17 protein-coding genes and 3 tRNA genes are annotated in these 25,209 nt (G+C 66.3%); 10 read left to right on the top strand and 10 right to left on the bottom strand.

The window, feature by feature from the left end:
- Positions 1–102 precede the first annotated feature (102 nt).
- From C722_RS0105265 to C722_RS0105240, 6 genes are all read right to left on the bottom strand, one after another.
- Positions 103–178: transfer RNA gene (locus C722_RS0105265), tRNA-Thr, on the bottom strand.
- 20 nt (positions 179–198) lie between these two features.
- Positions 199–272 (bottom strand) — tRNA-Gly (locus C722_RS0105260).
- Positions 273–295: 23 nt separating this feature from the next.
- Positions 296–380, bottom strand: a tRNA-Tyr gene (locus tag C722_RS0105255).
- A 219-nt stretch (positions 381–599) separates the two neighbouring features.
- Positions 600–2,141 carry a phosphoenolpyruvate carboxykinase gene (locus tag C722_RS0105250; protein ID WP_017639505.1) on the bottom strand — a complete coding sequence of 514 codons (1,542 nt, stop codon included), beginning with the start codon at positions 2,139–2,141 and terminating at the stop codon, positions 600–602.
- A gap of 104 nt (positions 2,142–2,245) precedes the next feature.
- Entirely contained in the window at positions 2,246–3,139 is an 894-nt protein-coding gene (gene hslO, locus C722_RS0105245; protein ID WP_017639504.1) for an Hsp33 family molecular chaperone HslO, read from the bottom strand.
- Positions 3,140–3,246: 107 nt separating this feature from the next.
- The gene (locus C722_RS0105240) at positions 3,247–3,630 is read right to left on the bottom strand and encodes an RNA-binding S4 domain-containing protein (protein ID WP_007161254.1); all 384 of its coding nucleotides are present in this window, start codon (positions 3,628–3,630) and stop codon (positions 3,247–3,249) included.
- A gap of 118 nt (positions 3,631–3,748) precedes the next feature.
- Between C722_RS0105240 and C722_RS0105235 the strand changes: the two genes are divergently transcribed.
- The 3 genes from C722_RS0105235 to rimK are packed head-to-tail and all read left to right on the top strand — an operon-like array spanning position 3,749 to position 5,919.
- Positions 3,749–4,525, top strand: coding sequence for an EAL domain-containing protein (locus C722_RS0105235; protein ID WP_017639503.1), 777 nt, complete (start codon positions 3,749–3,751; stop codon positions 4,523–4,525).
- A 15-nt stretch (positions 4,526–4,540) separates the two neighbouring features.
- On the top strand, positions 4,541–5,017 hold the full coding sequence (locus C722_RS0105230; protein WP_017639502.1) for an ATP-dependent zinc protease: 477 nt from the start codon (positions 4,541–4,543) through the stop codon (positions 5,015–5,017).
- A complete protein-coding gene (rimK, locus tag C722_RS0105225; protein WP_017639501.1) occupies positions 5,014–5,919 on the top strand; it encodes a 30S ribosomal protein S6--L-glutamate ligase in 906 nt (301 codons plus the stop codon). Before C722_RS0105230 ends, rimK begins: the two co-directional genes overlap by 4 nt.
- A gap of 150 nt (positions 5,920–6,069) precedes the next feature.
- Here rimK and C722_RS0105220 read toward each other — a convergent pair whose 3' ends face one another.
- A complete protein-coding gene (locus tag C722_RS0105220; RefSeq protein ID WP_017639500.1) occupies positions 6,070–7,389 on the bottom strand; it encodes an ATP-binding protein in 1,320 nt (439 codons plus the stop codon).
- Positions 7,390–7,526: 137 nt separating this feature from the next.
- Here C722_RS0105220 and C722_RS0105215 point away from each other — a divergent pair, with 137 nt between their 5' ends.
- Positions 7,527–8,399 carry an undecaprenyl-diphosphate phosphatase gene (locus C722_RS0105215; protein ID WP_017639499.1) on the top strand — a complete coding sequence of 291 codons (873 nt, stop codon included), beginning with the start codon at positions 7,527–7,529 and terminating at the stop codon, positions 8,397–8,399.
- A gap of 40 nt (positions 8,400–8,439) precedes the next feature.
- Here C722_RS0105215 and ompR read toward each other — a convergent pair whose 3' ends face one another.
- The gene (ompR, locus tag C722_RS0105210) at positions 8,440–9,174 is read right to left on the bottom strand and encodes a two-component system response regulator OmpR (protein ID WP_007161260.1); all 735 of its coding nucleotides are present in this window, start codon (positions 9,172–9,174) and stop codon (positions 8,440–8,442) included.
- A gap of 175 nt (positions 9,175–9,349) precedes the next feature.
- Here ompR and C722_RS0105205 point away from each other — a divergent pair, with 175 nt between their 5' ends.
- The 3 genes from C722_RS0105205 to gshA all read left to right on the top strand — a co-directional run bounded on the left by C722_RS0105205 (position 9,350) and on the right by gshA (position 13,842).
- Positions 9,350–11,668, top strand: a complete 2,319-nt coding sequence (locus tag C722_RS0105205; RefSeq protein WP_017639498.1) for a Tex family protein — start codon at positions 9,350–9,352, stop codon at positions 11,666–11,668.
- 2 nt (positions 11,669–11,670) lie between these two features.
- On the top strand, positions 11,671–12,054 hold the full coding sequence (locus C722_RS24630) for a PaaI family thioesterase (RefSeq protein WP_017639497.1): 384 nt from the start codon (positions 11,671–11,673) through the stop codon (positions 12,052–12,054).
- A gap of 210 nt (positions 12,055–12,264) precedes the next feature.
- Entirely contained in the window at positions 12,265–13,842 is a 1,578-nt protein-coding gene (gene gshA, locus C722_RS0105195) for a glutamate--cysteine ligase (RefSeq protein ID WP_017639496.1), read from the top strand.
- An 801-nt stretch (positions 13,843–14,643) separates the two neighbouring features.
- On the opposite strand, the gene argA is transcribed toward gshA, so the two are convergent.
- Both argA and argE read right to left on the bottom strand, forming a co-directional pair.
- Positions 14,644–15,942: an amino-acid N-acetyltransferase gene (argA, locus tag C722_RS0105190; RefSeq protein ID WP_017639495.1), complete on the bottom strand. Its 1,299-nt coding sequence runs from the start codon at positions 15,940–15,942 to the stop codon at positions 14,644–14,646.
- Positions 15,943–16,101: 159 nt separating this feature from the next.
- Positions 16,102–17,262 (bottom strand): acetylornithine deacetylase, encoded by a 1,161-nt coding sequence (gene argE / locus C722_RS0105185; protein ID WP_017639494.1) that lies wholly within the window; start codon positions 17,260–17,262, stop codon positions 16,102–16,104.
- 171 nt (positions 17,263–17,433) lie between these two features.
- On the opposite strand from argE, the gene C722_RS0105180 reads away from it, so the two are divergent.
- The 3 genes from C722_RS0105180 to C722_RS0105170 all read left to right on the top strand — a co-directional run bounded on the left by C722_RS0105180 (position 17,434) and on the right by C722_RS0105170 (position 25,138).
- Positions 17,434–18,783, top strand: a complete 1,350-nt coding sequence (locus tag C722_RS0105180) for an inorganic triphosphatase (RefSeq protein ID WP_017639493.1) — start codon at positions 17,434–17,436, stop codon at positions 18,781–18,783.
- A 187-nt stretch (positions 18,784–18,970) separates the two neighbouring features.
- Positions 18,971–20,752 (top strand): GspE/PulE family protein, encoded by a 1,782-nt coding sequence (locus C722_RS0105175; protein WP_017639492.1) that lies wholly within the window; start codon positions 18,971–18,973, stop codon positions 20,750–20,752.
- Positions 20,753–20,791: 39 nt separating this feature from the next.
- Complete coding sequence (locus C722_RS0105170; RefSeq protein ID WP_017639491.1) at positions 20,792–25,138, top strand: PAS domain S-box protein; 4,347 nt, start codon at positions 20,792–20,794, stop codon at positions 25,136–25,138.
- The last annotated feature ends 71 nt before the right edge of the window (positions 25,139–25,209 follow it).

Below are 25,209 nucleotides of genomic sequence, written 5' to 3'. Positions count from 1 at the left end.
AAACTTTTCTTTAGCCATCGACACTCTCTCCCTTCACGAATTGAGCAAAGCAATGCCGCCATTAAAGCAAAGGCAGATATTTTCATATCTGCCTTTTTAAGATGGAGCTCATGAGCGGATTTGAACCGCTGACCTCACCCTTACCAAGGGTGTGCTCTACCAACTGAGCTACATGAGCGAAACATTTGCCAGTCAAACTGGAGCGGGTAGCGGGAATCGAACCCGCATCATCAGCTTGGAAGGCTGAGGTTCTACCACTGAACTATACCCGCAGAGCCTAAGCGCTCTAGCAATCTGGTGGAGGGGGAAGGATTCGAACCTTCGAAGTCTGCGACGTCAGATTTACAGTCTGATCCCTTTGGCCACTCGGGAACCCCTCCAAAGTGAGGCGGCATTTTCTTCATCTGCCCTCCTCTTGTCAAGGATCTTTTTAAAATCTCCTTAACAATCAATGCTTTCGCGTCGCTCGCTAGCGTTATCAGCGAAAGCGGGCGCAGTTTATGCAATCACAACGAACCATGCAACCCCAAAACGCAAAAAAAGCTTAAAAAACAAAGGCCGCCCTATCGGCGGCCCTTGTTCACAGGCAATCGTCCTGCTTACAGCTGGGGACCGGCCGCCAGGATGCCTTCGGATACGCCGGAGAACTTCTTGAAGTTCTCGACGAACTTGCCAGCCAGCTCGCGCGCCGCCGCGTCATAGGCAGCACCATCCTGCCAGGTATCGCGAGGATTGAGCAGGACGCTGTCCACGCCAGGAACGGCGACCGGGACGTCGAGGTTGATGACCGGCACGTGGCGGGTCTCGGTACCGATGAGGGAACCGCTCTGGATGGCCGCGATGACCGCACGGGTAGTCGGGATGTTGAAGCGCTTGCCGACGCCGTAACCGCCACCGGTCCAGCCGGTGTTGACCAGGTACACCTTGGAGCCGAAGCCCTGGATGCGCTTGATCAGCAGATCGGCGTATTCAGCCGCCGGGCGTGGGAAGAAGGGCGCGCCGAAGCAGGTGGAGAAGGTCGACTTGATGCCGGGACCGGAACCCATCTCGGTCGAGCCGACCAGGGCGGTGTAGCCGGACAGGAAGTGGTAGGCCGCCTGCTCATTATTAAGGATGGATACCGGGGGCAGGACACCGGTGAGGTCGCAGGTCAGGAAGATGACCGCGTTGGGCTCGCCACCCAGGTTGTGCTCGGCGCGCTTGTCGATCAGCTCGCGCGGATAGGCTGCCCGGCTGTTCTGGGTCAGGCTGTCGTCGGCATAGTTGGGCTGACGGGTCTGGGGATCCAGAACCACGTTCTCCAGCACGGCGCCGAACTGGATGGCCTTCCAGATCACCGGCTCGTTCTTCTCGGACAGGTCGATGCACTTGGCGTAGCAACCACCTTCCATGTTGAAGACGGTGCCCACGCCCCAGCCGTGCTCGTCGTCACCGATAAGGTAGCGGCTCTGGTCGGCGGACAGGGTGGTCTTGCCGGTACCGGACAGACCGAAGAACAGGGTGACGTCACCCTCCTCGCCTACGTTGGCCGCGCAGTGCATCGGCAGCACGTCCTTTTCCGGCAGCAGGAAGTTCTGCACCGAGAACATGGCCTTCTTCATCTCGCCGGCGTAGCGCATGCCGGCGATCAGCACCTTGCGAGCGGCGAAGTTGATGATGACGGTACCGTCGGAATTGGTGCCGTCACGCGCGGGCTCGCAGACGAACTCAGGCGCGTTGATGATCTCCCAGGCCGGCTTGGACTGGGGATTGTATTCGGCCGGATTGATGAACAGGCAGCGGCCGAACAGATTGTGCCAGGCGGTCTGGGTGCGCATGACGACGGGCAGGTAGTGCTCGACATCGGCACCTACATGCACGTGGGAGACGAATTGATCACGCTCGTCCAGGTAGGCGCTAACGCGCTCCCACAGCGGTGCGAACTTCTCCTCCGGGAAGGCACGGTTGATCGGCCCCCAGTGGATGGCATCGCGCGTGGAGGCTTCCTCGACGATGAAGCGATCTACCGGCGAACGCCCCGTGCGATGCCCCGTCTTGACGACCAGCGAGCCATTGGCGGCCAGCTCTCCTTCGCCACGTCGCAGGGACTCTTCCACTAACTGCGCGACGCTGATATCGGTATACACGTTGGCTTTCGTCATTTCGTTCCCCATGGCCCTGGGCCGTTCCTCATGCTTGTAGCTCTTACACGGCAGAACTACACGTTGCGGGATTATGCCAGAAAGCCTTCGGGCTTTTGCAACGGCTAGTGCCGGGTATTTCCTGGGGTTTGCGTGCCGCCGCCCGCAAAAATCTGCGTGATATCGGCGGCGTCGAACACCTGCTGCTCATTGCAAAACTGACAATCGACCCGAATTTCTCCCTGCTGTTCGTCGAGCAGACTCTCGACGTCCGCCTGCCCCATGCTGATCAGGGCATTGGCCGCCCGATCACGCGAGCAGCTGCAGCTGAAGGCCACCGGTTGCTCGTCGAACAGGCGCACCGCTTCCTCGTGGAACAGGCGATGCAGGATCACCTCGTTGTCGAGACCCAGCAGCTCTTCGGCCGTGAGGGTATCGGCCAGGGTGACGACATGCTCCCAACTGTCCTGACGGGCCTGGGCATCCTTGATGCGCGACGGCGGCAGCTGCTGGAGCAGCAGGCCGCGGGCGCGGCGACCGTCGGCGTTCAGCCAGAAACGAGTGGGCAGTTGTTCGGAGGTGGCGAAGTAGCCGGACAGGCATTCGGCCAGGTTGGCGCCCTCCAGCGGGACGATGCCCTGGTAACGCTGGCCATGCCGGGGATCGATGGTCAGGGCCAGGACGCCATCGGGCATGAGCTCGCCCAGGGAGGCGGACGCGGTGATCTCGGCTTCTTCGTAGCGGGCGATGCCGCGCACCTCACGTTCGCTGGAACATTCGACCATGAGCAGCGGGATGGGGCCGCTGGAGCGTGCCTGGAGCACCAGCAGCCCTTCGAACTTGAGGGTTCCGCACAGCAGGGCAGCCGCCGCCAGCATCTCGCCCAGCAGCTGGGCGACCGGCTCGGGGTAGGAATGCTTGGCCAGGACCTCGACGTAGCTGCGGTCCAGCGTGGCCAGTTCGCCGCGGACGTCGGTTTCGTCGAACAGGAAGCGTTGGGTGAAATCGTGGGAAGTCATGAACTACCTATATAAGGAGGAAGGCCGCGAAACGTGACGCTCACGGCGCACGCCAGGACCGGCGAGCGGACCTGGCCAGGAAAGGGATCCGACGAGTCGAGACGGGATCAGTCGTCGAACGGGTGGACGTACTCGCGGAACTGATGGATCTGTCGACGCTGCTTCTTGGTGGGCCGGCCATCGGTCTGTAGCCCGAGGTTGCCCGCCTTACGCGCGGCTGCGGCCTGTTCGCGCGCCTTGAGGCTTTCCGGCGTCTCGGTATAGAGCTGCTGGGCTTCAGGCGCACCGCGGCGATTCTGCGACAGGGCGACGATCACCACGGTCTTTTCGTCATAGCCCTGACGAATGGTGAGAACATCGCCGACACGGGGCTCCTTGCTGGGCTTGCAGCGCTCGCCACGGCACTGGACCTTGCCGCCTTCGAGGGCTGCCTTGGCCAACGCACGGGTCTTGAAAAAACGTGCCGCCCACAGCCATTTGTCGAGGCGCATCCGTTCTTCAGTGTGATCTACTGCATACATCGAATAAAAGGTCCCCTATTGGGTCTTAGACTCTTCTCAAGAACTCTAAACCATCGGACCGACGCTGCAAGCGCGCCTCTGGAGAGCCATGACCACATTCTTTCCTTCCGACCTGACCGGCCAGACCCGCTGCGCGGGTTGCCAGCAGTCGGAACCCCTGGGCTTCGACTTCGACTTCGCCTATCAGCCCATCGTGGACCTGGGCAAAGGCGCGGTCTTCGCCCGGGAAGCGCTGGTACGCGGACCGGGCGGCGAAGGCGCGCTGTCGGTGCTCAACCAGGTGACCGACAGTAACCGCTATCGTTTCGACCAGCTCTGCCGCACCAAGGCGATCGCCACCGCGGCGACCCTGGGCCTGCAGGAGAGTCTGTCGATCAACTTCCTGCCCAACGCCGTCTATCGTCCGGAGCTGTGCATCCGCAGCACCCTGGCCGCCGCGCGTGAGCACGGCTTTCCGCTGGAGCGGCTGATCTTCGAGACGGTGGAAACCGAGCACGTGGCCAGCAACCACCTGACGCACATCCTGCGCGAGTATCAGCAATTCGGCTTCAAGACCGCCATCGACGACTTCGGTGCCGGTCATTCCGGCCTGACGCTGCTGGCCGAATTCCAACCAGACCTGGTCAAGCTCGACATGGCGCTCATCCGCGACATCGACCGGGACCAGGTGCGGCGGACCATCGTGCGCAACCTGATCGTCATGTGCCGCGAACTGGGCACCCAGGTAATCGCCGAGGGCGTGGAGACCGTGGCCGAACGCGATTGCCTGCGCGACCTCGGGATCGAGCTGATGCAGGGGTATCTGTTCGCCAAACCAGCCTTCAAGCAGCTCGTTGATCCGCAACATTTAGGCGGAGGCCACTGATTTCAAGGAGCAGCGATGAGCAATTCCGCCGAACCGGTCATTATCGGCCTGAGTGAGTGGGTGGCCTTGCCCGAACTGGGCGTGGTGGGCCTGAGAGCCAAGATCGATACCGGCGCCAGCACCTCGGCCCTGCATGCGACGGAAGTCCAGCCCTTCATGCGCGGCAAGGAACGCTGGGTGAGATTCACCGTGCACCTGGGCACCCTGGTCCAATCCCGGCATCGCCATTGCGAAGCGCCGCTGGTGGCGAAAAAGACCATCCGCAGTTCCAACGGCATCGCCCAAACCCGATATGTCATCCGTACCCTGCTGGCCCTGGGCGAATGCCAGTGGCCGGTGGAATTCACCCTAGCCTGTCGCAAGAGCATGCGCTATCGCATGCTGCTCGGCTCCAAGGCCTTGATCGATGGTGGCCTGCTGGTGAATCCGGCCGTCTCCTATGCGCAAGACAAACCCCAGTTGTCCCTTACTCCGGCCTCCGGTGCCCCATGAAAATCGCCGTTCTCTCGCGTAACCCCAATCTGTACTCCACCCGGCGCCTGGTCGAAGCCGGCGTCAGCCGCGGCCATGAGGTGGTCGTGGTCGACACCTTGCGCGCGTACATGAACATCGCCAGCCACAAGCCACAGATCCATTACCGCGGCAAACCGTTGGAAGGCTTCGACGCAGTCATCCCGCGCATCGGTGCCTCGGTGACCTTCTATGGCTGCGCGGTGCTGCGCCAGTTCGAGATGCAAGGGGTCTTTCCGCTCAACGAGAGCGTGGCCATCAGCCGTTCGCGCGACAAGTTGCGCTCCCTGCAGCTGCTCTCGCGCAAGGGCATCGGTCTGCCGGTGACGGGCTTCGCCCATTCTCCGGACGACGTGCCGGACCTGATCCGGATGGTCAATGGCGCGCCGCTGGTGATCAAGGTGCTGGAAGGCACCCAGGGCATCGGGGTGGTGCTGTGCGAGACCGAGAAGGCAGCCGAATCGGTGATCGAGGCCTTCATGGGGCTCAAGCAGAACATCATGGTGCAGGAATACATCCGCGAGGCGGGCGGCGCGGACATTCGCTGCTTCGTGGTCGGCGACAAGGTGATCGCCGCGATGAAACGCCAGGCCGCGCCCGGGGAATTCCGCTCCAATTTGCATCGCGGCGGTACCGCCAGCCTGATCAAGATCACCCCCGAGGAACGCATGACCGCCCTGCGTGCGGCCCGAGCCATGGGCCTGAGCGTGGCCGGGGTGGATATCCTCAGATCCAATCACGGCCCGCTGGTGATGGAGGTCAATTCCTCGCCCGGCCTGGAAGGCATCGAGCAGACCACCGGCAAGGACGTGGCCGGAATCATCATCGAGTACCTGGAAAAGAACGCCGAGCCGGGGCTGACGCGGACCAAGGGCAAGGGTTGAGGCATTTGCTCCAGGGGTGGTTTGGGCGTTCGCGTTATCGCGGCCATGGGCCGCTCCTACAGTCTCCAGCGTAACCGTAGGAGCTGCCCATGGCCGCGCTAAGACAGTTGCTCCTACAGGCTCAGGTGTAGCTCCACCATGGCCGAAAGATCAGCTGGCGCTGCGGGGGAGCAGCAGGCCCAGGGGCAATAGCACCCGGGCTTCCACGCCGCCGCCTTCGCGATTGCGCAGCTCGGCGCTGCCGCCGTGCTGCGCGGCGATGCGCTTGACGATGGCCAGGCCCAGCCCGGAACCGCTGACGGTGCGGGCGCGATTGCCTCGGGTGAAGGGATTGAAGATGTCCTGCAGGTCCTTGGGATCGATGCCGGGACCACGATCCATGACGCTCAGGGCGACATAGGGCGCCGTGGCCGATCCCGCGACCTGCCCGACCACCTCGATACCGCCACCGCCGCCATGGCGCAGGGCGTTTTCCACCAGGTTGGTCAGCAGCCGCTTGAAGGAGATGCGTCGCACCGGCAGCGGCGGCAGGACGTCCAGCATCAGCCGCACCCGCTCCGTGTGCTGGTTGTAGGGCGCCACCACCTGGCGAGCCAGCTCGTTGAGGTTGGTGAGTTCCTGAGGTTCGTCGCGACCGTCACGGACGAAGGCGAGGAACTGGTCGAGGATGGCGTTCATGTCCTCGATGTCGCGGATCATGTCCTCCGCCTCTTCGCGCTCGGCCGGCGGCATCAGCTCCACCGCCAGCCGCAGGCGAGTCAGGGGCGTGCGCAGGTCGTGGGAGACGCCGGCCAGCATCAGCTCGCGCTCGCGACCGGCCTGCTCGACGTCTTCGGCCATCTGGTTGAAGGCGTGGTAGACGTCCTGGATCTCGCTGGGGGCATCGGTTTCCGGCAGCCGTACGCTACGACCCTTGCCCAGCTCGCGCGCGGCATTCACCAGGCGCCGCAAGGGCTGGTTGAGCTGCCGCACGAAGACCCAGGCGGCGCCGACGGACAGCAGGCCGATGGCCAGGAACCAGCCGAGTACGCTCCAAATGTGCTGACCGCGCAGGGGGTGAGCCATCAGCGGGATCTTGATCCAGTCCGGCCCAAGGGTGGGCGCCAGCACCCAGAGCGCTGGCCCGTGCTGGACCCGCACCCGCACCTCGGTCTCCTCGCCCAGCTCCTGTTTCATCTGGCGCTCGAAGATCTCGCTGTAGGGCCAGTGGTACTCCCCGGCCGGTACGGTCTCGGGCGACTCGTAGCGCAGGCCGGCGGCCTGGGCGATGCGCGGCCGCTCGGCTTCCGGGGTGGCCCAGTAGGCCCTGAGCGTCAGGGCCGCGCCATGGCTGTACTGGCGATCGACCAGGACGTCCTCGTTGAGCAGCAGATAGACCAGGGTCAGCGCCTTGGAAAACAGCACCGCGAGCAGGACCATCCACAGCGAGCGGGCGAAGAAACTCTGGGGAAACCAGCTAGGCGCCTTCATCGACCAGGATTTCCGCGCAAAACGGCGCGAAAGCCATCACAACCTCTGGGGTTGCAGGGTTCAGATAGGCAACCCGACATGGAAACATTCGGATACATTTGCTCGTCCATTTTTTCCCTTCGACCTGGAGTTCTCTCGTGTCCGACATCTGCCAGACCGGCCTGGACATCGGCTTCGCCTCGCTCAGCTATGCGCAGATCGCCTTTCTCGGCGTGGTGCAGGGTATCACCGAGCTGCTTCCCATTTCGTCCACGGCGCACATGCGGGTGGTCCCCGCGCTGCTCGGCTGGCGCGATCCCGGCTCGGCCTTTTCCGCCGCCATGCAGATGGCGGCCCTGGCCGCGGTGATCAGCTACTTCTGGCGCGATGTCAGCGGTGTGACCCGGGGCAGCCTCGCCGCGGTGCGCCAGCGCGACTTCGACAGCCCGGACTTCCTGCTGGCAGTGATGATCGTGCTGGCGACCATTCCCATCTGCATCGCCGGACTCTTGCTGGCGCCCCTGCTCAACGCCTGCGACTCGCCCCTGCGCGGCCTCAGCGTCATCGGCTATGCCTGTCTGGCCATGGCCGCCCTGCTGGCCCTGGCGGAGCGGCTCTGCCGGCATAACAGAGACATCTCGCAGATGCGCCTGCGCGATGCCCTGATCGTGGGGATCGCCCAGGTCGGCGCGCTGATTCCGGGCGTGTCCCGCTCGGGCTCGACCCTGACCGCCGCCATGTTCCTCAATCTGCGTCGCGAGGAAGCCGCACGCTTTTCCTTCCTGCTGGGCCTGCCGGCCATCGCCCTGGCGGGACTCAAGGAGCTGGTGGTGCTCTGGCACGCGCACATCCCGACCGAGGCCTGGTCGCTGCTGCTGGTGGGATTGTTAGTGGCGAGCCTGTCGGCCTTTGCCGCGATCTGGGGCCTGATGCGTTTTCTGGAACGCTTCTCGACCTGGCCCTTCATCATCTATCGCGCGCTACTGGGGATCTTTCTGCTGGTGGGCGTGCATCAAGGCTTGTTCGCCTGAGCCACCCCCTAGCCGGGGCGCAATGCCCCGGCTACCTGCCTTACTTGCCGGCGCCGTCCGGCACGAAGACGTAACCCACGCCCCAGACGGTCTGGATATAGCGCGGCTTGGACGGATCGGGCTCGATCATCCGGCGCAGCCGCGAAATCTGGACGTCGATGGAGCGCTCCAATGCATCCCATTCGCGACCGCGGGCCAGATTCATCAGCTTGTCGCGGGTCAGCGGCTCGCGGGCGTGATCGACCAGCGCCTTGAGCACGGCGAATTCGCCGGTGGTGAGCATGTGGGTCTCTTCGCCACGCTTGAGTTCGCGGGTGGCCAGGTGCAGGGCGTAGTCACCAAAGGTCACCACCTCGTCGGTCCCGGCGGGGGCGCCAGGTACCACCGGGGCCTGGCGACGCAGCACGGCCTTGATGCGGGCCACCAGCTCCAGCGGGTTGAAGGGCTTGGCCAGATAGTCGTCGGCACCCTGGTCGAGGCCCTGGATGCGGCTGCCTTCGTCGCCCTTGGCGGTCAGCATGATGATGGGAATGCGATTGCCGCTCTCACGCAGCCGACCGCAGGCGGACAGGCCGTCTTCGCCAGGCATCATCAGATCGAGAACGACCAGATTGAAGACTTCCCGCGCCAACAGGCGGTCCATCTGTTCGGCGCTCTCGACGGTGCGTACGCGATAACCCTGTTCGGCTAGAAAACGCTCCAAGAGGCGGCGCAGCCGGGCGTCGTCATCGACGACCAGGATCTTTTCACCTTCTGGGGCAGCAGGGGTGCTCATAATATCTCCTTGTGATCTAGCACTGGATTATGCCGTAGGCCATCCGACCGCGGCGTTGGGCCATTGTTAGCAGATTTTGCCCCACCGCGGGCGGTGGTGGTGGCGCAGGAAGCGGCGGCCCGGTGGGCTCGGGTATACTGCGGCCCGCTTTTTCTTGTGCCAGCCAGGTAGCCCGATGGATATCAATAGCCGTATCGCCGAGGAGCTCGGCGCCCGCCCGCAACAGGTCGCCGCCGCCGTGGCGCTGCTCGACGAAGGGTCGACCGTGCCCTTCATCGCCCGTTACCGCAAGGAAGTCACCGGCAGCCTGGACGACACCCAGCTGCGTCATCTCGAAGAGCGACTGCGCTATCTGCGCGAGCTGGAAGAACGCCGCGGTGCGGTGCTGGCCAGCATCGAGGAACAGGGCAAGCTGACCGCCGAACTGGCGCGCGAGATCAATCTGGCCGATACCAAGACGCGGCTGGAGGACCTCTATCTGCCCTACAAGCAGAAGCGCCGCACCAAGGGCCAGATCGCCCTGGAGGCCGGCCTCGGTCCGCTGGCCGAAGCGCTGTTGGGCGATCCGACCCTGAATCCCGAGTCCGAGGCGGCCGCCTATGTCGACGCGGACAAGGGCGTGGCGGACGTCAAGGCCGCCCTGGAAGGCGCCAAGTACATCCTCATGGAGCGCTTCGCCGAAGATGCCGACCTGCTGGCGCGGCTGCGCGGCGTCCTGCAGCAGGACGCCATCCTCAGCGCGCGCCTGGTGCCCGGCAAGGAGACCGAAGGCGCCAAGTTCAGCGATTACTTCGAGCATGACGAAGCCTTCCGGGCCGTTCCGTCCCACCGTGCCCTGGCGATCTTCCGCGGACGCAACGAGGGCATCCTCAGCGCCGCGCTCAAGCTCGGCGACGAAGGCCCAGGCATCGCCCATCCCTGCGAAGGGCTGATCGCCGCGCATTTCGGCCTGAAGAACGAAGGTCGCGCCGCGGACAGGTGGCTGGCCGAGGTGGTGCGCTGGACCTGGAAGGTCAAGCTCTATACCTCCCTGGAAACCGATCTGCTCGGCGAGCTGCGCGAAAAGGCCGAGGAAGAGGCCATCGCGGTCTTTGCCCGCAATCTGCACGACCTGCTGCTGGCCGCGCCGGCCGGTCCGCGCACCACCCTGGCGCTGGACCCGGGTCTGCGCACCGGGTGCAAGGTCGCCGTGGTGGATGCCACCGGCAAGCTGCTGGCCACCGACACCGTCTATCCCCATGCGCCGCGCAATCAGTGGGACCAGACCCTGGCCACCCTCGGCGTGCTCTGCACCAAGCACGGCGTGGACCTGATCGCCATCGGCAACGGCACCGCCAGCCGCGAGAGCGACAAGCTGGCCGGCGAACTGATCAGCAAGTACCCGGGCCTGGGCCTGACCAAGGTGATGGTCAGCGAAGCCGGCGCCTCGGTGTACTCCGCCTCGGAACTGGCCGCCCGGGAATTCCCCGAGCTGGACGTCTCCCTGCGCGGCGCCGTGTCCATCGCCCGCCGCCTGCAGGATCCGCTGGCCGAGCTGGTGAAGATCGAACCCAAGTCCATCGGCGTCGGCCAGTACCAGCACGACGTCTCCCAGCTCAAGCTGGCACGCAGCCTGGACGCCGTGGTGGAAGACTGCGTGAATGCCGTTGGCGTGGACGTGAATACCGCCTCCGCCGCCCTGCTGGCGCGGATTTCCGGCCTCAACGCCACCCTGGCGCAGAACATCGTGCAATTCCGCGACGCCAACGGCGCCTTCGCCACCCGCGAGGCGCTGAAGAAGGTGCCGCGGCTGGGCGAGAAGACCTTCGAGCAGGCCGCCGGCTTCCTGCGCGTCATGAGCGGCGCCAATCCGCTGGACGCCTCGGCGGTGCACCCGGAGACCTATCCGCTGGTGCAGCGCATCGCCGCCGACACCGGCCGCGACATCCGCTCGCTGATCGGCGACTCGGCCTTTCTCAAGCGCCTGGATCCGAAGAAATTCACCGACGAGAGCTTTGGCCTGCCGACGGTGACCGACATCCTCCAGGAACTGGACAAGCCGGGTCGCGATCCACGTCCGGAATTCAAGACCGCGGTGTTCCAGGACGGCGTGGAGAAACTCTCCGACCTCAAGCCGGGCATGGTGCTGGAGGGCGTCATCACCAACGTCACCAACTTCGGTGCCTTCGTCGACATCGGCGTGCACCAGGATGGCCTGGTGCACATCAGCGCCCTGTCGGAGAAGTTCGTCAAGGACCCCTACGAGGTGGTCAAGGCGGGTGACATCGTCAAGGTCAAGGTGATGGAAGTGGACGTGCCGCGCAATCGCGTGGGGCTGTCCATGCGCATGGGCGACACCCCCGGTGAGAAGGTCGACGGCAAGCCCGGCGGCCAGGCCCGCGGCAACGGCGGCAAGCCTCGCGCCGACAAGAGCGCCCCGCGTCAGACCCAGGCCGCGCCGGCCAACAATGCCATGGCGTCGCTGTTCGCCAACGCCAAGCAACTGAGGAAATAGGCATGAGCGGTTCTCCCGTAGGCAAGGATAGCGCCTTCAGCACCCTGCTGGGCATGACCATCCACAAAGCCGAGGCCGGCGAGTCCGAGGTGCGCATGAGCGTGCAGGACAGGCTCATCAACCTGCATGGCAAGCTGCACGGCGGTGCCATCTTCTCGCTGATCGACACCGCCCTGGGCCAGGCCAGCCACAGCCTGTTCGACGGCCAGCCCGGTAGTGTGACCCTGGAGTGCAAGGTCAACTACGTGCGTGGCGTCAGCGAAGGCGAGCTGGTCTGCCGCGCCCGGGTGATCCACCCGGGTCGCAAGACCCATGTGCTGGAAGCCCAGGTGCATCAAGGCGACAAGCTGATCGCCCTGGCCCAGGCGACCTTCGCCTGTCTGTGACCGGCCAGCCCGGGCGGCAGCGAAGCGGCGCATATCGCCCTTTGCCGCTGCCTGAGCTACGCTGGGAGACAACTGAGCGGGTTGCGGTCTGAGGCTTGAACCCGGACCGCAGCAGTGACTGCTGCCCCCGCGTCGGCCCTGGCCGGCAACCCTCATTTCAGTCGGTTTCTTCTACCCTGCCCGGGGCGAGTACCGCCAAAGGAAGTCAACTTGAGCGATATCCTGTCCCGCCGCCTGGCTCTGCTCGGCGCTGACCCCACTCTTCTGGCCGAATGCCTGCACGGTATCGAGCGCGAGACCCTGCGGGTGGACGCCCGTGGCCAGTTGTCCCGGCGCCCCCATCCGCAGGCGCTGGGCTCGGCCCTGACCCATCCGCAGATCACCACGGACTACTCCGAGGCCCTGCTGGAATTCATCACCCCCACCGGTACCCGCACCCCCGAGGTGCTGGCCGCCCTGGATCGGGTGCATCGCGCCGCGGTCGCCGAACTCGATGGCGAGCGCCTCTGGAGCGGATCCATGCCCTGCGCGCTGCCGGCCGAGGACGAGATCCCCATCGCCGACTACGGCAGCTCCAACATCGGCCGGCTCAAGCACGTCTATCGCCGTGGTCTGGCCCTGCGCTACAGCCGCACCATGCAGTGCATCGCCGGCATCCACTACAATTTCTCGCTGCCGGAAGCGGCTTGGGAGCGCCTGCGCCAGCAGGAAGGTGACGCCCGCGACGCCCGCGACTACCAGTCGGCGCGCTACATTGCCCTGATCCGCAACTTCCGCCGTTATAGCTGGCTGCTGATGTACCTGTTCGGCGCCTCGCCGGCACTGGACGTGGGGTTCCTGCGCGGCCGGCCGCACCAGCTGCAGACCCTCGACGAGCGGACTCTGTACCTGCCCCATGCCACCAGCCTGCGCATGAGCGACCTGGGCTACCAGAGCAACGCCCAGGCCAGCCTGACGCCGGACTACAACGACCTGACCACCTACACCGAGAGCCTGAGATGCGCGGTGGGCACGCCCTACCCGCCCTATGCGGAAATCGGCACGCACCAGAACGGCGAGTGGGTGCAGCTCAACACCAACATCCTGCAGATCGAGAACGAGTACTACGCCACCATCCGCCCGAAGCGCGTCACCCGCAGCGGCGAGCGGCCGGTGCAGGCGCTGATGGCGCGTGGCGTGCAGTACATCGAGGTGCGCTGCCTGGACATCGATCCCTTCCTGCCGCTGGGCATCGATACCACCACCGCCCTCTTCCTCGACGCCTTCCTGCTCTATTGCGCCCTGGAAGGCAGCCCGCCGCTCAACGGCGAGTGCAGCGAATGCACCGACAACTTCGCCAGCGTGGTGCGCGAAGGCCGCAAGCCGGGTCTGCGCCTGCAGCGCCATGGCGCCTCGGTGACCATGATCGACTGGGCGGCGGAGATGCTCGACCAGATCGAGCGCTGCGCCGAGACCCTGGACGCCAGCCTGGGCGGTGACGCCCACCGGCAGGCGGTGGCGGCACAGCGGCAGAAGGTCGCCGACGTCCGCCTCACCCCCTCGGCGCGGATGCTGCAGGAGCTGCGCGAACGCGGCGAGAGCTTTGCCGACTTCGGCCTGCGCCAGAGCGAGGCTCATGCGGCCTATTTCGCCAGCCATCCGCTGAGCGAAGGCGAGCAGGCGTGCTATGCCCAGATGGCGCGCCAGTCGCTGGACGAGCAGGCGGAGATCGAGGCGGCGCCCCAGGGGGATTTCGATACCTTCGTGGCGGCCTATCAGGCGAGTATTCTGGCGACGATCGGGGTGTAGGCAGGTAGGTTGGGTTGAGACGGCTCCATCGTCGAAGCCCAACGTTGCGGTGCCAAAGAGTTTGTTGGTGCCCTAGCTGATTATCGTGTTCTGCTGGTGGATCTTGTTTCGCCCACCCGGGCGACTCACTTTTTTCAAACGCGAAAAAAGTAAGCAAAAACGCTTGCCCCACGTTTCGGCCCTCCGCTGCGTTGCGGGTCCCCTCGCTCCGGTGCCGCTCCAAGGGCACGGCACGAAGGGGCATCCTGCCCCTCGCGCCTTGCTCGGCGTCCTGCCTCGCATCCCCCTCCGCAACACCTACACTCGGCCTCACTGACGGGGCGGGGCGCTAGCCTGAGGCTTGGTGCTTACACCTTTGTAGCGTGGAAAACCGCGCAGCGTTTTCCATTGGTGGGTACCGACGCTATCAGTGGACAAGGCTTCGCCGTTGTCCACACTACGGACGGTTATGGCTCTTCAACCAACACTTTCAGGCTAGCGAACCGCCCCGTTCAGGAGGGCGAACGCCAGTGTCGTGGAGTGGGTCGAGCCGCATGGATGCGGCGAGAGGCCTAACGGGCCATGGACGGCCCGTGTAGGCCGACCCCGGAACGGCGCTGGGGTGAGCGGACCTGGAGCGAAGCGGAAGGCCGGATGGTCGGGGCAAGCGTTTTTGGTTACTTTTGCCGCGACTGGCAAAAGTGACTCGCCCGAGGGGGCGAAACAAAAACCATCTGAAAGCTCGGTAATCAGCCAGAAGCCAGCCAGAACGTTGGGCTTCGACGATAGAGCCGTCTCAGCCCAACCTACGAGCGCGCGCTCTTACAAGCCCTTCTCGAAGATCTTCGAATTGCGCTGGAAGTTGTACAGCGAGGCCCGCGCCGCAGGGAGCCGCTCCACGCTGCTGGGTTCGAAGCCGCGTTCGCGGAACCAATGGGCGGTCTTGGTGGTGAGCACGAACAGGGTGCCGAGGCCGCGCTCACGGGCGCGTTGTTCGATGCGTGCCAGCAGGGCGTCGCCGCGGCCGCCGTGGCGGTAGTCGGGATTGACCGCGAGGCAAGCCAGCTCGCCCGCCGCCGAGTCGGCGATGGGATAGAGCGCCGCGCAGGCGATGATCAGGCCTTCGCGTTCGACGATGCTGAATTGCTCGATCTCGCGCTCCAGCACCTCGCGGGAGCGGCGCACCAGGATGCCCTGCTCTTCCAGCGGGCGAATCAGCTCCATCAGGCCGCCGACGTCGGCGATGGTCGCTTCGCGCAGGGTCTCGAAGGGTTCCTGGGCCACCAGGGTGCCGCTGCCGGCGCGGGTGAAGAGTTCGGTGAGCAGGGCGCCGTCCTCGGCGTAGCCGACGATGTGGCAGCGGCGAACACCGCCACGGGTGGCCTGGGCGGCGGCGTCGAGCAACTCGGCCTGGTAGGAGCTGCCCAGGCGCGCCAGATGGGTGGGGATCTGCTGCGGGCCGATCTCGCGGATCAGGGCACCGTGCTCGTCCAGCAGGCCTGGCTCGGCGCCGTAGAGCACCAGCTTGTCGGCGCCCAGGTCGATGGCGGCGCGCATGGCGACGTCTTCGCAGGCCAGGTTGAAGGTCTCGCCGGTGGGGGAATAGCCCAGCGGCGAGAGCAGCACGATGGTGCGCTCGTCGAGCAGGCGACCAATGCCGCGGCGGTCGATGCGGCGGACTTCGCCGGTATGGTGGAAGTCGACGCCGTCCTGCACCCCCACCGGGCGCGCGGTGACCAGGTTGCCACTGGCGACCCTCAGCCGCGAGCCCTGCATGGGCGAGGCGGCCATGTCCATGGACAGCCGCGCCTCGATGGCGCTGCGCAGGCTGCCGACGGCATCGATCACCGCTTCCAGGGTCGGGCCGTCGGTGATGCGCAGGTCGTTGTAGAAGCGCGGCTCGATGCCACGGGCGGCCAGGCGCGATTCGATCTGCGGACGGGAGCCGTGCACCAGCACCAGGCGCACGCCCAGGCTGTGCAGCAGTACCAGGTCGTGGACGATGTTGCCGAAGTTGGGGTGGGCGACGCCGTCACCGGGCAGCATGACGACGAAGGTGGCGTCGCGGTGGGCATTGATATAGGGCGAGGCGTGGCGGAGCCAGTTGACGTAGTCGTGCATCGAGACGAAGACCCTTGGTGGATAGGCGTGAGGGTGAACGAGGGCAGGCAGGGCGTTCAGCGTCGTCGCAGCACGGAGGTTCCTCGACAGGGAGCGGATGGGCAGGGTCAGTAGACCGCCTGGAGTTTACAAAAAGTCACGCCAAGCGCGCGGATCTGTTCATCGGGCGACCGCCGCCTGCTCCAGGCAGTAGTGGCCGATCAGTTGCTGCAGCAGCTTGACGGTAGGTGCGATCCGCGCCAGCGCCAGGTGCTCCTCGGGCTGGTGCGCGCAGCCGATGTCGCCGGGGCCGAGGACCAGCACCTCCTGGGCGATCGCCTGCAGATAGGGCGCCTCGGTGGCGAAGGCCACGGCGTCGGCGGCGTGGCCGGTGAGGCGCTCGGCCAGGCGCACCAGCTCGGCGTCGGCCGGCTGCTCGAAGGGCGGCACGGCGGGAAACAGTGGCTGGTAGTCGATGCGTACCCCGAAGCGCTCGGCGACGGGCAGCAGGCGTCCGCGGATGGCCTGGCGCAGGACTTCGGGCTGCATGCCCGGCAGCGGGCGCAGGTCGAATTCCAGGGCGCACTGGCCGCAGATGCGATTGGGGTTGTCGCCGCCATGGATGCAGCCCAGGTTGAGGGTCGGCTGGGGCACCAGGAACAGCGGATTGCGGTATTCGCGCTGCCACTGGGCGCGCAGGTCGAGCAGCTCGCCCATCACCGCCTGCATGGCCTCCAGGGCGCTGTGGCCCAGACTCGGATCGGAGGAATGGCCGCTCTGCCCGAGGATGTCGATGCGCTCCATGAGGATGCCCTTGTGCAGGCGGATCGGCCGCAGCCCGGTCGGCTCGCCGATCACAGCGGCGCGGCCCAGCGGGCGGCCGGCCTCGGCCAGCACCCGGGCGCCGTCCATGGAGGATTCCTCGTCGCAGGTGGCGAGCACGATCAGCGGCTGGCGCAACTGGCGCGGATCCAGTTCGCGCACCGCTTCGAGGATCAGCGCGAAGAAGCCCTTCATGTCGCAACTGCCCAGGCCGTACCAGCGATCGTCGGCTTCGCGCAGACGCAGGGGATCGGCCTGCCAGAGCGCCTCGTCATAGGGCATGGTATCGGTATGGCCGGCCAGCACCAGACCACCCGGCCCGCTGCCCAGGGTGGCGATCAGGTTGAACTTGCCCGGCGCCACCTCCTGGGTCGCGCAGGCGAAGCCCAGGGCGCCGAACCAGTCGCTCAGGCGAGCGATGACACCGGCGTTGGACTGGTCCAGCGCCGGCTGGGTGCAGCTCACCGAGCTTTCGGCGATGAGGGTTGAGAACAGAGCTTTCAGCGCGGGCAGGGTCATGCGGGGTCTCCTGGTCACGGCTCCATCATGGCGCCATCCGCCGTGCGATGAAACCTTCATGGGCCTTGGCGACGCGGACCGGCTAAACTAGCGGCCACGTTCTCGCCGTCCGTCGTCATGACGCGCTCGGCACGGAGCCGGACCGTTCTCTTCCGGCGCCAGGATCTTCCAATGGCCAAAGAAACCGAAATCAAGCTGCGCGCCAGTGCGGCCACCCTTGACGCCCTGCGCGCTCATCCGCTGCTGAAAAAGCGCTGCAAGGAAGGCTGGCAGCGCCACGAACTCTCCAACTGCTATTACGACACCGATACCCGCGACCTGGCCCATGCCAAGGTCGCCCTGCGCGTGCGGCGTGATGGCGAGCGCTTCATCCAGACGCTCAAGAGCCGGGGCCAGAGCCTGGCCGGGCTGTCCGAGCGCAACGAGTGGGAGTGGCCGCTGGCCGATGCCACCCTGGATACTGCGCTGTTCGACGACAGCTGCTGGCCGGCGGAGCTGGCCGACCTCGACCTGCGCCGCCTGCAGCCGGTGTTCGATACCGATTTCGTCCGCGACGCCGCGGAAATCGCCTGGGGCCGGGGCAAGACCCGTACCGTGATCGAGGTGGCCCTGGACCAGGGCGAGGTGCGCGCGGGCGAGCAGCGCGAGGCCATCGCCGAGGTCGAGCTGGAATTGCGCCAGGGCGAACCGGCGGCGTTGCTGGAGCTGGCCGAGCAACTGGCGGCCGAATTCCCGTTGATGCCGTGCGACATCAGCAAGGCCGAGCGCGGCTATCGCCTGCACGATGCGGCCAGCTACACCCTCTATCTGTCCGCGCCGGAACTGGACGCCGAGACGCCGCTGGACGAAGCCGTCGCGCGCCTGGGCTGGCACCTGCTGGCCGGCAGTCAACGCCTGGCCGAACAGTATCGCTGGAATGGCCACTGGCGCCTGCTGGTGGACTGGGTGCACCAGCTGATCGATCTGCGCGCCTTGCTCGGCAGTCTCGGCCAGGCCGCGCCGCGTGCCACCAGCCGCGAGCTGCGCCAGGCCCTCGATGACCTGCTCGCCGACTGGCGCCCGCTGGCGGCCATCGGCCAGGACGACGAAGAGGCCCGCCGCCAGGCGCCGCAGCGCTTCGCCGCCGAGCTGGACCAACCACGCTGGGGCCTGTTCTCCCTGCGTGCGGCGCGCTGGCTGCATGAGCGCGCCTGGATCCAGGGGCGTACCGGCCGCGGCGAGCGCCAGGGCGTGACGCCCCTGGGCCAATGGCTGCCGCGCCTGCTGGCCCAGGAGGCGGCCGAACTGCCGCTGCTGCGCGCCATTACCGAACCCGAGTTGATCCAGCAGCAGCTGCCCCGTCTGGAGCGGATGCAGGTCTGGCTGCACCTGGCGCGGGGCGCCCTGGACCTGCCCGAAGCCGATCGACTGTATGGCGAGCTGGGCAAGCTGGCGCCGCTGAGCGCCCATGGCGATCTCGCCGGGGTGGCCGAACAGGCGCGCCTGGTCCATGGCCTGACGCCCTGGAAAGCCCTGGCCTGAGCCACCGGACGGCAGGAACGCCTGGCGCGCCCAGCCGTCCATCCTGATGGCACAAGGCCGCGAGCGATTCCTTAAAACAAAGTCGCTATGCTGGAGGAGGCGACCAACCTGGCGGTACGGCAGGCGGGTCGTTCCCGGTCAGGCACCGGGCGCCACCCGAGTGTGACCACCTTTTCAAGGAGTCCAGATGTCCGCCATAGCTTCCCCTTCCGCTGATCGTTGGCTCGACCTGGGCGACATCCTGCGCGAGCTGGTCAGCCAGCAGCGGATCGACCAGCAGACCGCTGAGCAGTGCCTGCTCTTGCGCCGTGGCTCGGCCAATCCGCAGCAGCATCCGCTGGAGTTCCTGGCCGCGCAGAGCGTGGACGACCTCAGCCGACCGGGGCGCAAGCTGGATCTGGACAGCCTGACCCGCTGGCTCGCCGAGTACTCGGGCCAACCCTTCTACCGCATCGATCCGCTCAAGGTGGACGTGGCCTCGGTCACCCCGCTGATGTCCTACGCTTTCGCCCAGCGCAACAAGATCCTCGCCGTGGCGGTGAGCCCGGACGAGGTGACGGTGGCCAGCGCCCAGCCCTTCGTGCACAGCTGGGAGAGCAACCTCACCCATGTGCTGCAGCGACCGATCAAGCGGGTGGTGGCCAGCCCCGCGGACATCACCCGCTATACCCAGGAATTCTTTCGCCTGGCGCGCTCGGTCACCGGCGCCTCGGCGGTGGAGCAGAAGACCAGCGGCGTCGGCAACTTCGAGCAGTTGGTCAATCTCGGTGCCGCCGATGGCGAGCCGGATGCCAACGATGCCCACATCGTCAACATCGTCGACTGGCTGTTCCAGTACGCCTTCCAGCAGCGCGCCAGCGATATCCACGTCGAGCCGCGCCGCGAGCAGGGCGCGGTGCGCTTTCGCATCGACGGGGTGCTGCACACCGTCTACCAGTTCCCCGCCCAGGTCACCCTGGCGGTGGTCAGCCGGATCAAGAACCTCGGCCGCATGAACGTCGCCGAGAAGCGCAAGCCACAGGATGGCCGGATCAAGACGCGCATGGCCGGCGAGAAGGAAGTCGAACTGCGCCTGTCGACCATGCCCACCGCCTTCGGCGAAAAGCTGGTGATGCGGATCTTCGACCCGGACGTGCTGCTCAAGAGCTTCGACCAGCTCGGTTTCTCCGCCGACGACCTGCGCCGCTGGGCCGGCATGACCGGGCAGCCCAACGGCATCATCCTGGTCACCGGCCCCACCGGTTCGGGCAAGACCACCACGCTGTACACCACCCTCAAGCAGCTGGCCACGCCCGAGGTGAACGTCTGTACCATCGAAGACCCCATCGAGATGGTGGAAGACGCCTTCAACCAGATGCAGGTGCAGCACAATATCGAGGTGACCTTCGCCAGCGGTGTCAGGGCGCTGATGCGGCAGGACCCGGACATCATCATGATCGGCGAGATCCGCGACCTGGAAACCGCCGAGATGGCCATCCAGGCGGCGCTGACCGGGCACTTGGTGCTTTCCACCCTGCACACCAACGACGCCCCTAGCTCGGTGAGCCGGCTGATCGAACTGGGCGTGCCCTATTACCTGATCCGCGCCACGGTGCTGGGCGTCATGGCCCAGCGCCTGGTGCGCACCCTCTGCCCGGCCTGCAAGACGCCCACCGAGCTGGACCCGGCCGCCTGGCAGGAACTGACCAAGCCCTGGAACGCGCCGCTGCCCACCGGGGCCATGCAGCCGGTGGGTTGTCCGGAGTGTCGCGACACCGGTTACCGCGGTCGTGCCGGGGTATACGAAATCCTCACCCTCTCCGATAGTCTGCGCGAACTGGTGACGGCGGATACCGACATCACCGCGCTGCGGCGGCAGGCGTTCAAGGAAGGCATGCGCAGCCTGCGGCTGTCCGGTGCGCAAAAGATCGCCGCCGGCTTCACCACCGTGGAAGAAGTCCTGCGCGTCACGCCCCAGAGCGAGCGTTAGCGCCCCAGCATCCCGCGAGCGGAACAAGGATAGCCAGCCGTGCAGACAACCGTCGTGAATCCTGCCGTAGGCGCCGAGGACGCCGAACAGCGCCGTCGCCGCCAGGAGGTCCTGACCGCCTACGGCGTGCTCGACGACCAGCCGGAGCCGGCCCTCGACGACCTGGTGGAACTGGCGGCCACCCTGTGCGAGACGCCCATCGCCGCGGTCAACCTGCTCGGTGAAGAGCAGCAGTTGTTCATCGCCGAGCGCGGCCTGGGCGTGGCGGAGATCCCCCTGGCCCTGTCCTTCTGCCAACACCTGCACGCGGCCCAGGAGGCGCGGCAGATCGAAGACCTGAGCCAGGACCCACGCTTCACCGACAATCCCCTGGTCACCGATCCGGCCGGGCTGAGATTCTATGCCGGCGCTCCGCTGCGCACGGCGGACGGTGTCTTTCTCGGCACCCTCTGCGTGCTGGACTGGCAACCGCGCGAATTGAGCGCCGCGCGCCTGAGCGGACTCGAACGCCTGGCGCGCCAGGTGCTGCGCCTGTTCGAGACTCGCCTGCAGGCGGCGTCGCCCACCCGGCACAGCACCCTCGACGAAACCCATTACCGCGCCCTGATGGACGTCAATCCACAGATCATCTGGTTCGCGCGGCCCGATGGCAGCTTCGAATACGCCAATCGCTACTGGTACGAATACAGCGGCCTGAGTCCGGCCAACGTGGTCGCCGATCCCGATCTCTGGGCCGGCGCCATCCATCCCGAGCAGCGCCCGCAATTGCTGCGCCGCTGGCGCGAGGTGCGCGAGCAAAGAGTCGCCGGCAGCCTGGAGTTGCAGCTGCGCGATGCCGAGGGTCGCTACCGCTGGTTCGAAACCCGCACCATGCCCTTCACCAATGCCAGCGGCGAGATCGAGCACTGGGTCGGCGTGGCCCAGGACATCGACAGCCGCAAGCGGGCGGAAACGGCGCTGCGGGAGAGCGAGGCCTTCGCCCACCTGCTGCTCGAATCGACCCACGAAGGCTTCTGCGCCCTGGATCGCGACGGCCGCGCCACCCTGTGCAATCGCGCCTTCCGGCAGATGCTCGGGCTGTCCGAGGAACGAGACCTCCTCGGCGAACGCCTGGATACGCGACTCAGCTCCGCCCGCAGCGAGGATGGCGCCCGAGCCCTGCAACGTGCTGCCAGCGAAGGCGCTACCCTGCACCTGTCCGCCGATGCGCTGTTGCGCGAGGACGGCAGTCTGCTGCCGGTGGAATGGCGCGCCCAGCCGCTGTGGCGCGACGGCGAGGTCCAGGGTGCCATCTGCACCTTCGTCGATCTCAGCGAACGCATCCGCAGCCATGATCGCCAGCGCTTCCTGCTCGAACTGGGCGATCTGCTGCATGGCGTGACCCACACCGGCGAGGTCGCCTCGGTACTGGGCGACAGCCTTGGCCACCTGCTGGCCGTGCAGCGCATCGGCTACGCCCGGGTCGGTCGCAACGGCAGCCTGACCATCGACAGCGACTGGCTCGAACAGGGCCGTACCCATCGCCTCAACCTGCCCAGCCTGGGTCACTGGCACACCTCGGCGGTGGAGGAATTGCGCCGTGGCATCATCGTCAGCGTGGAAGACAGCGCCCAGGACAGTCGCCTGGGCGAGATGCGCGCCCAGTTGGTCGAGCATGGCGTGCGCGCCGGCCTGGTGGTGCCCTTGCTCGCCGAAGAGCAACTGGTTGGCCTGTTGTTCCTCTATGCCGACACGCCCCGTCACTGGACCATCGGCGATGTGGCCCTGGTGCGCGAGGTGGCCGAGCGCATCCGCATCGTCATCGAACGCACCGCGGCGGCCGAGGCCCTGCGCCTGGCCGAGCAGCGCATCGCCCTGGCCATGGACGTGGCCGACCTGGGCGTCTGGGACTATGACATCGACCGCGATCTGATCAGCTGGGATTCGCGCCTCGCCCATCTGGTCGGCGCCACGGAGCGCCGCTGCACCCTGCGTGGCGCGGCGCTGCTGCGCGCCCTGCATCCCGCCGATGCGCCCCGGGTGCGCGCCTATGTCAGCGCGGCCATCCAGGGCGGCAGCAATGCCTATGACCTGCGGCTGACCTTTCGCGTCCGCAGTCCGCGCCAGGGCGAACCGGTGTGGCTGAGCATCCGCGGCCGCGAACGTCTGGAGCCCGGCGGTCAGCGGCGGCTGGTGGGCATCGCTCGCGACATCACCCGTGAACGCCACGACGCCGATCGCATCAGCGAGACCAACCGCCAGTTGCGCCGGCAGATCGAGGAGCGCCGCGCCGCCGAGGCGCGTCAGCACGCCCTCATCGAACTGGGCGACCGCTTGCGTGAAGGGGATCCGGAAAGCACCGGCGTCGCTGCCGCCCTGGAGCTGGTGGGTACGCGACTGGGCCTGCGCCGGGTCGGCTATGCCCGTCTGGACGAGAATCGCGGCATCTTCGTCCCGCAGCAGATGTGGACGCCCAACGGCCATTGCGATCAGGCCCTGGCCTATCCCCTGCTCGCTCCCGACAGCCTGGGCAACCAGGAGGGCGCACCACCCCTGGTCATCGACGATGTCAGCCAGGATCCGCGGGCCCAGGCCAATGCCCAGCCCCTGCTCGAATTGGAGATCGCGGCGCTGGTGGACATCCCGCTCTATGAGGACGGTCGCCTGCGGGCGCTGTTCGTCGCCCATGACCAGCGCGCTCGGTTGTGGACGGAAGGCGAGGTGCAATTCCTGCGCGATGTCACCGACCGCCTCTGGGCGGCCATCTGCCGGCAGCGCTCCCAGGACGCCCAGCGCGAGAGCGAGGGCCGCTTCCGCCTCATGGCCGACAGCGCCCCGGTGTTGATCTGGGCCTGCGATGCCGATGGCCAGTTGCAATTCGTCAACCAGCGCTTCGCTCGCGAATTCGATCTGCACGACGCCGATCTGCATGACCAGGGCTGGAGCGCCCTGCTCCCGGACAGCGAATGCCCGGCCTTCGAGGGCGCCTTCAAGCAGGCCATCGCCACCCACAGCGCCCTGCGCGCCGAGGTGCGGGTGCGCAATGCCCAGGGCGAATGGCGCTGGCTACGGCTGGAAGGTACGCCGCGACTGGAGCTCGACGGTGAATTCCATGGCCTGGTGGGTTGTGGCGTGGACGTCACCGAGGCGCGCCAGACCACCGACCAACTGGAGCAGCGCATCGCCGAGCGCACCCAGGAGTTGGGACGCAGCCATGCGCGGCTGATCGCCGAGATCTACGAACGCGAGCGCACCGAAGAAGCCTTGCGCCAGTCACAGAAGATGGAAGCCATCGGTCAGCTCACCGGTGGTATCGCCCATGACTTCAACAACATGCTCACCGGCATCGTCGGGGCCCTCGACCTGATCCGCCTGCGCATCGCCAACGGGCGCACCCAGGATCTGGATCGCTACATCAACGCCGCGGTCAATTCGGCCGATCGCGCCGCCGCCCTCACCCATCGGCTGCTGGCCTTCGCCCGCCGCCAGACCCTGGATCCGCAGCCGGTGGACGTGCACCAGCTGGTCGGCTCGCTGCAGGACCTGCTGGTGCGTACCGTGGGCGAGAACGTCGCCCTGCGCCTGGATCTGGCGCCGGTCGCCTGGCTCGCCCACAGCGATACCCACCAGCTGGAAAACGCCCTGCTCAACCTGGTCATCAACGGCCGCGACGCCATGCCGGCGGGCGGCGAGCTGTGCATCGCCACCGCCAACCTCAGCCTCGACGCCGAGGCCGCCGCGCGCGAATCCCTGACCCCGGGCGACTACGTGCGCCTGAGCGTGGCCGACACCGGCACCGGCATGCCGCCGGAGGTCAAGGCCAAGGCCTTCGAGCCCTTCTTCACCACCAAGCCGGCCGGCCAGGGCACGGGGCTCGGCCTGTCGATGATCTACGGCTTCGTCAAGCAATCCGGCGGCACCGCGCGCATCGACACCGAGCAGGGTCAGGGCACCACCATCAGCCTCTATCTGCCGCGTCATCCCGAGCTGGCGGCAGCCACCACCGAGCAACCGACGCTCAAGGTCGCGCCCCGTGCCGAGGCCGGCCAGACCGTGCTGGTGGTGGAAGACGAGTACGCGGTACGCATGATCGTGCTGGAGGTGCTCGCCGAGCTGGGTTACATCGCGCTGGAGGCGAGCGACGCCGATGGCGCCCTGCCGATCATCGAGAGCGGCCAGCGGCTGGACCTGCTCATCAGCGACGTCGGCCTGCCCGGCATGAACGGCCGCCAACTCGCCGAGATCGCCCGCGGTCGGCGGCCCGAGCTCAAGGTGCTGTTCATCACCGGCTATGCCAAGAACGCCAAGGTGCGTGGCGAATTCCTCGGCGAGAACATGGACATGCTGATCAAGCCCTTCGACATCGATGCCCTGGCGGAACGCATCCACAGCATGATCCAGGGCTAGGCGCGGTCGGAAGGCGCCTGCACAGCCCTCTGGAACTCAAAGGATGTCTGAGCTCTCTATAGGAAACCTCA

Source organism: Pseudomonas sp. 313 (assembly GCF_000316965.1).
Taxonomy (GTDB): Bacteria; Pseudomonadota; Gammaproteobacteria; order Pseudomonadales; family Pseudomonadaceae; genus Chryseomonas; species Chryseomonas benzopyrenica.
This window is presented reverse-complemented; position numbering and strand designations above follow the sequence as displayed.

What these genes read in the sequence shown, in the direction of transcription:
- C722_RS0105205 (WP_017639498.1), top strand. Translation starts at nt 9,350, where the DNA reads ATGGATATCAATAGCCGTATCGCCGAGGAGCTCGGCGCCCGCCCGCAA.
- argA (WP_017639495.1), bottom strand. Translation starts at nt 15,942, where the DNA reads ATGCACGACTACGTCAACTGGCTCCGCCACGCCTCGCCCTATATCAAT.
- hslO (WP_017639504.1), bottom strand. Translation starts at nt 3,139, where the DNA reads ATGACTTCCCACGATTTCACCCAACGCTTCCTGTTCGACGAAACCGAC.
- C722_RS0105250 (WP_017639505.1), bottom strand. Translation starts at nt 2,141, where the DNA reads ATGACGAAAGCCAACGTGTATACCGATATCAGCGTCGCGCAGTTAGTG.
- C722_RS0105180 (WP_017639493.1), top strand. Translation starts at nt 17,434, where the DNA reads ATGGCCAAAGAAACCGAAATCAAGCTGCGCGCCAGTGCGGCCACCCTT.
- rimK (WP_017639501.1), top strand. Translation starts at nt 5,014, where the DNA reads ATGAAAATCGCCGTTCTCTCGCGTAACCCCAATCTGTACTCCACCCGG.
- C722_RS0105175 (WP_017639492.1), top strand. Translation starts at nt 18,971, where the DNA reads ATGTCCGCCATAGCTTCCCCTTCCGCTGATCGTTGGCTCGACCTGGGC.
- C722_RS0105235 (WP_017639503.1), top strand. Translation starts at nt 3,749, where the DNA reads ATGACCACATTCTTTCCTTCCGACCTGACCGGCCAGACCCGCTGCGCG.
- C722_RS0105230 (WP_017639502.1), top strand. Translation starts at nt 4,541, where the DNA reads ATGAGCAATTCCGCCGAACCGGTCATTATCGGCCTGAGTGAGTGGGTG.
- ompR (WP_007161260.1), bottom strand. Translation starts at nt 9,174, where the DNA reads ATGAGCACCCCTGCTGCCCCAGAAGGTGAAAAGATCCTGGTCGTCGAT.
- C722_RS0105220 (WP_017639500.1), bottom strand. Translation starts at nt 7,389, where the DNA reads ATGAAGGCGCCTAGCTGGTTTCCCCAGAGTTTCTTCGCCCGCTCGCTG.
- argE (WP_017639494.1), bottom strand. Translation starts at nt 17,262, where the DNA reads ATGACCCTGCCCGCGCTGAAAGCTCTGTTCTCAACCCTCATCGCCGAA.
- C722_RS24630 (WP_017639497.1), top strand. Translation starts at nt 11,671, where the DNA reads ATGAGCGGTTCTCCCGTAGGCAAGGATAGCGCCTTCAGCACCCTGCTG.
- C722_RS0105240 (WP_007161254.1), bottom strand. Translation starts at nt 3,630, where the DNA reads ATGCGCCTCGACAAATGGCTGTGGGCGGCACGTTTTTTCAAGACCCGT.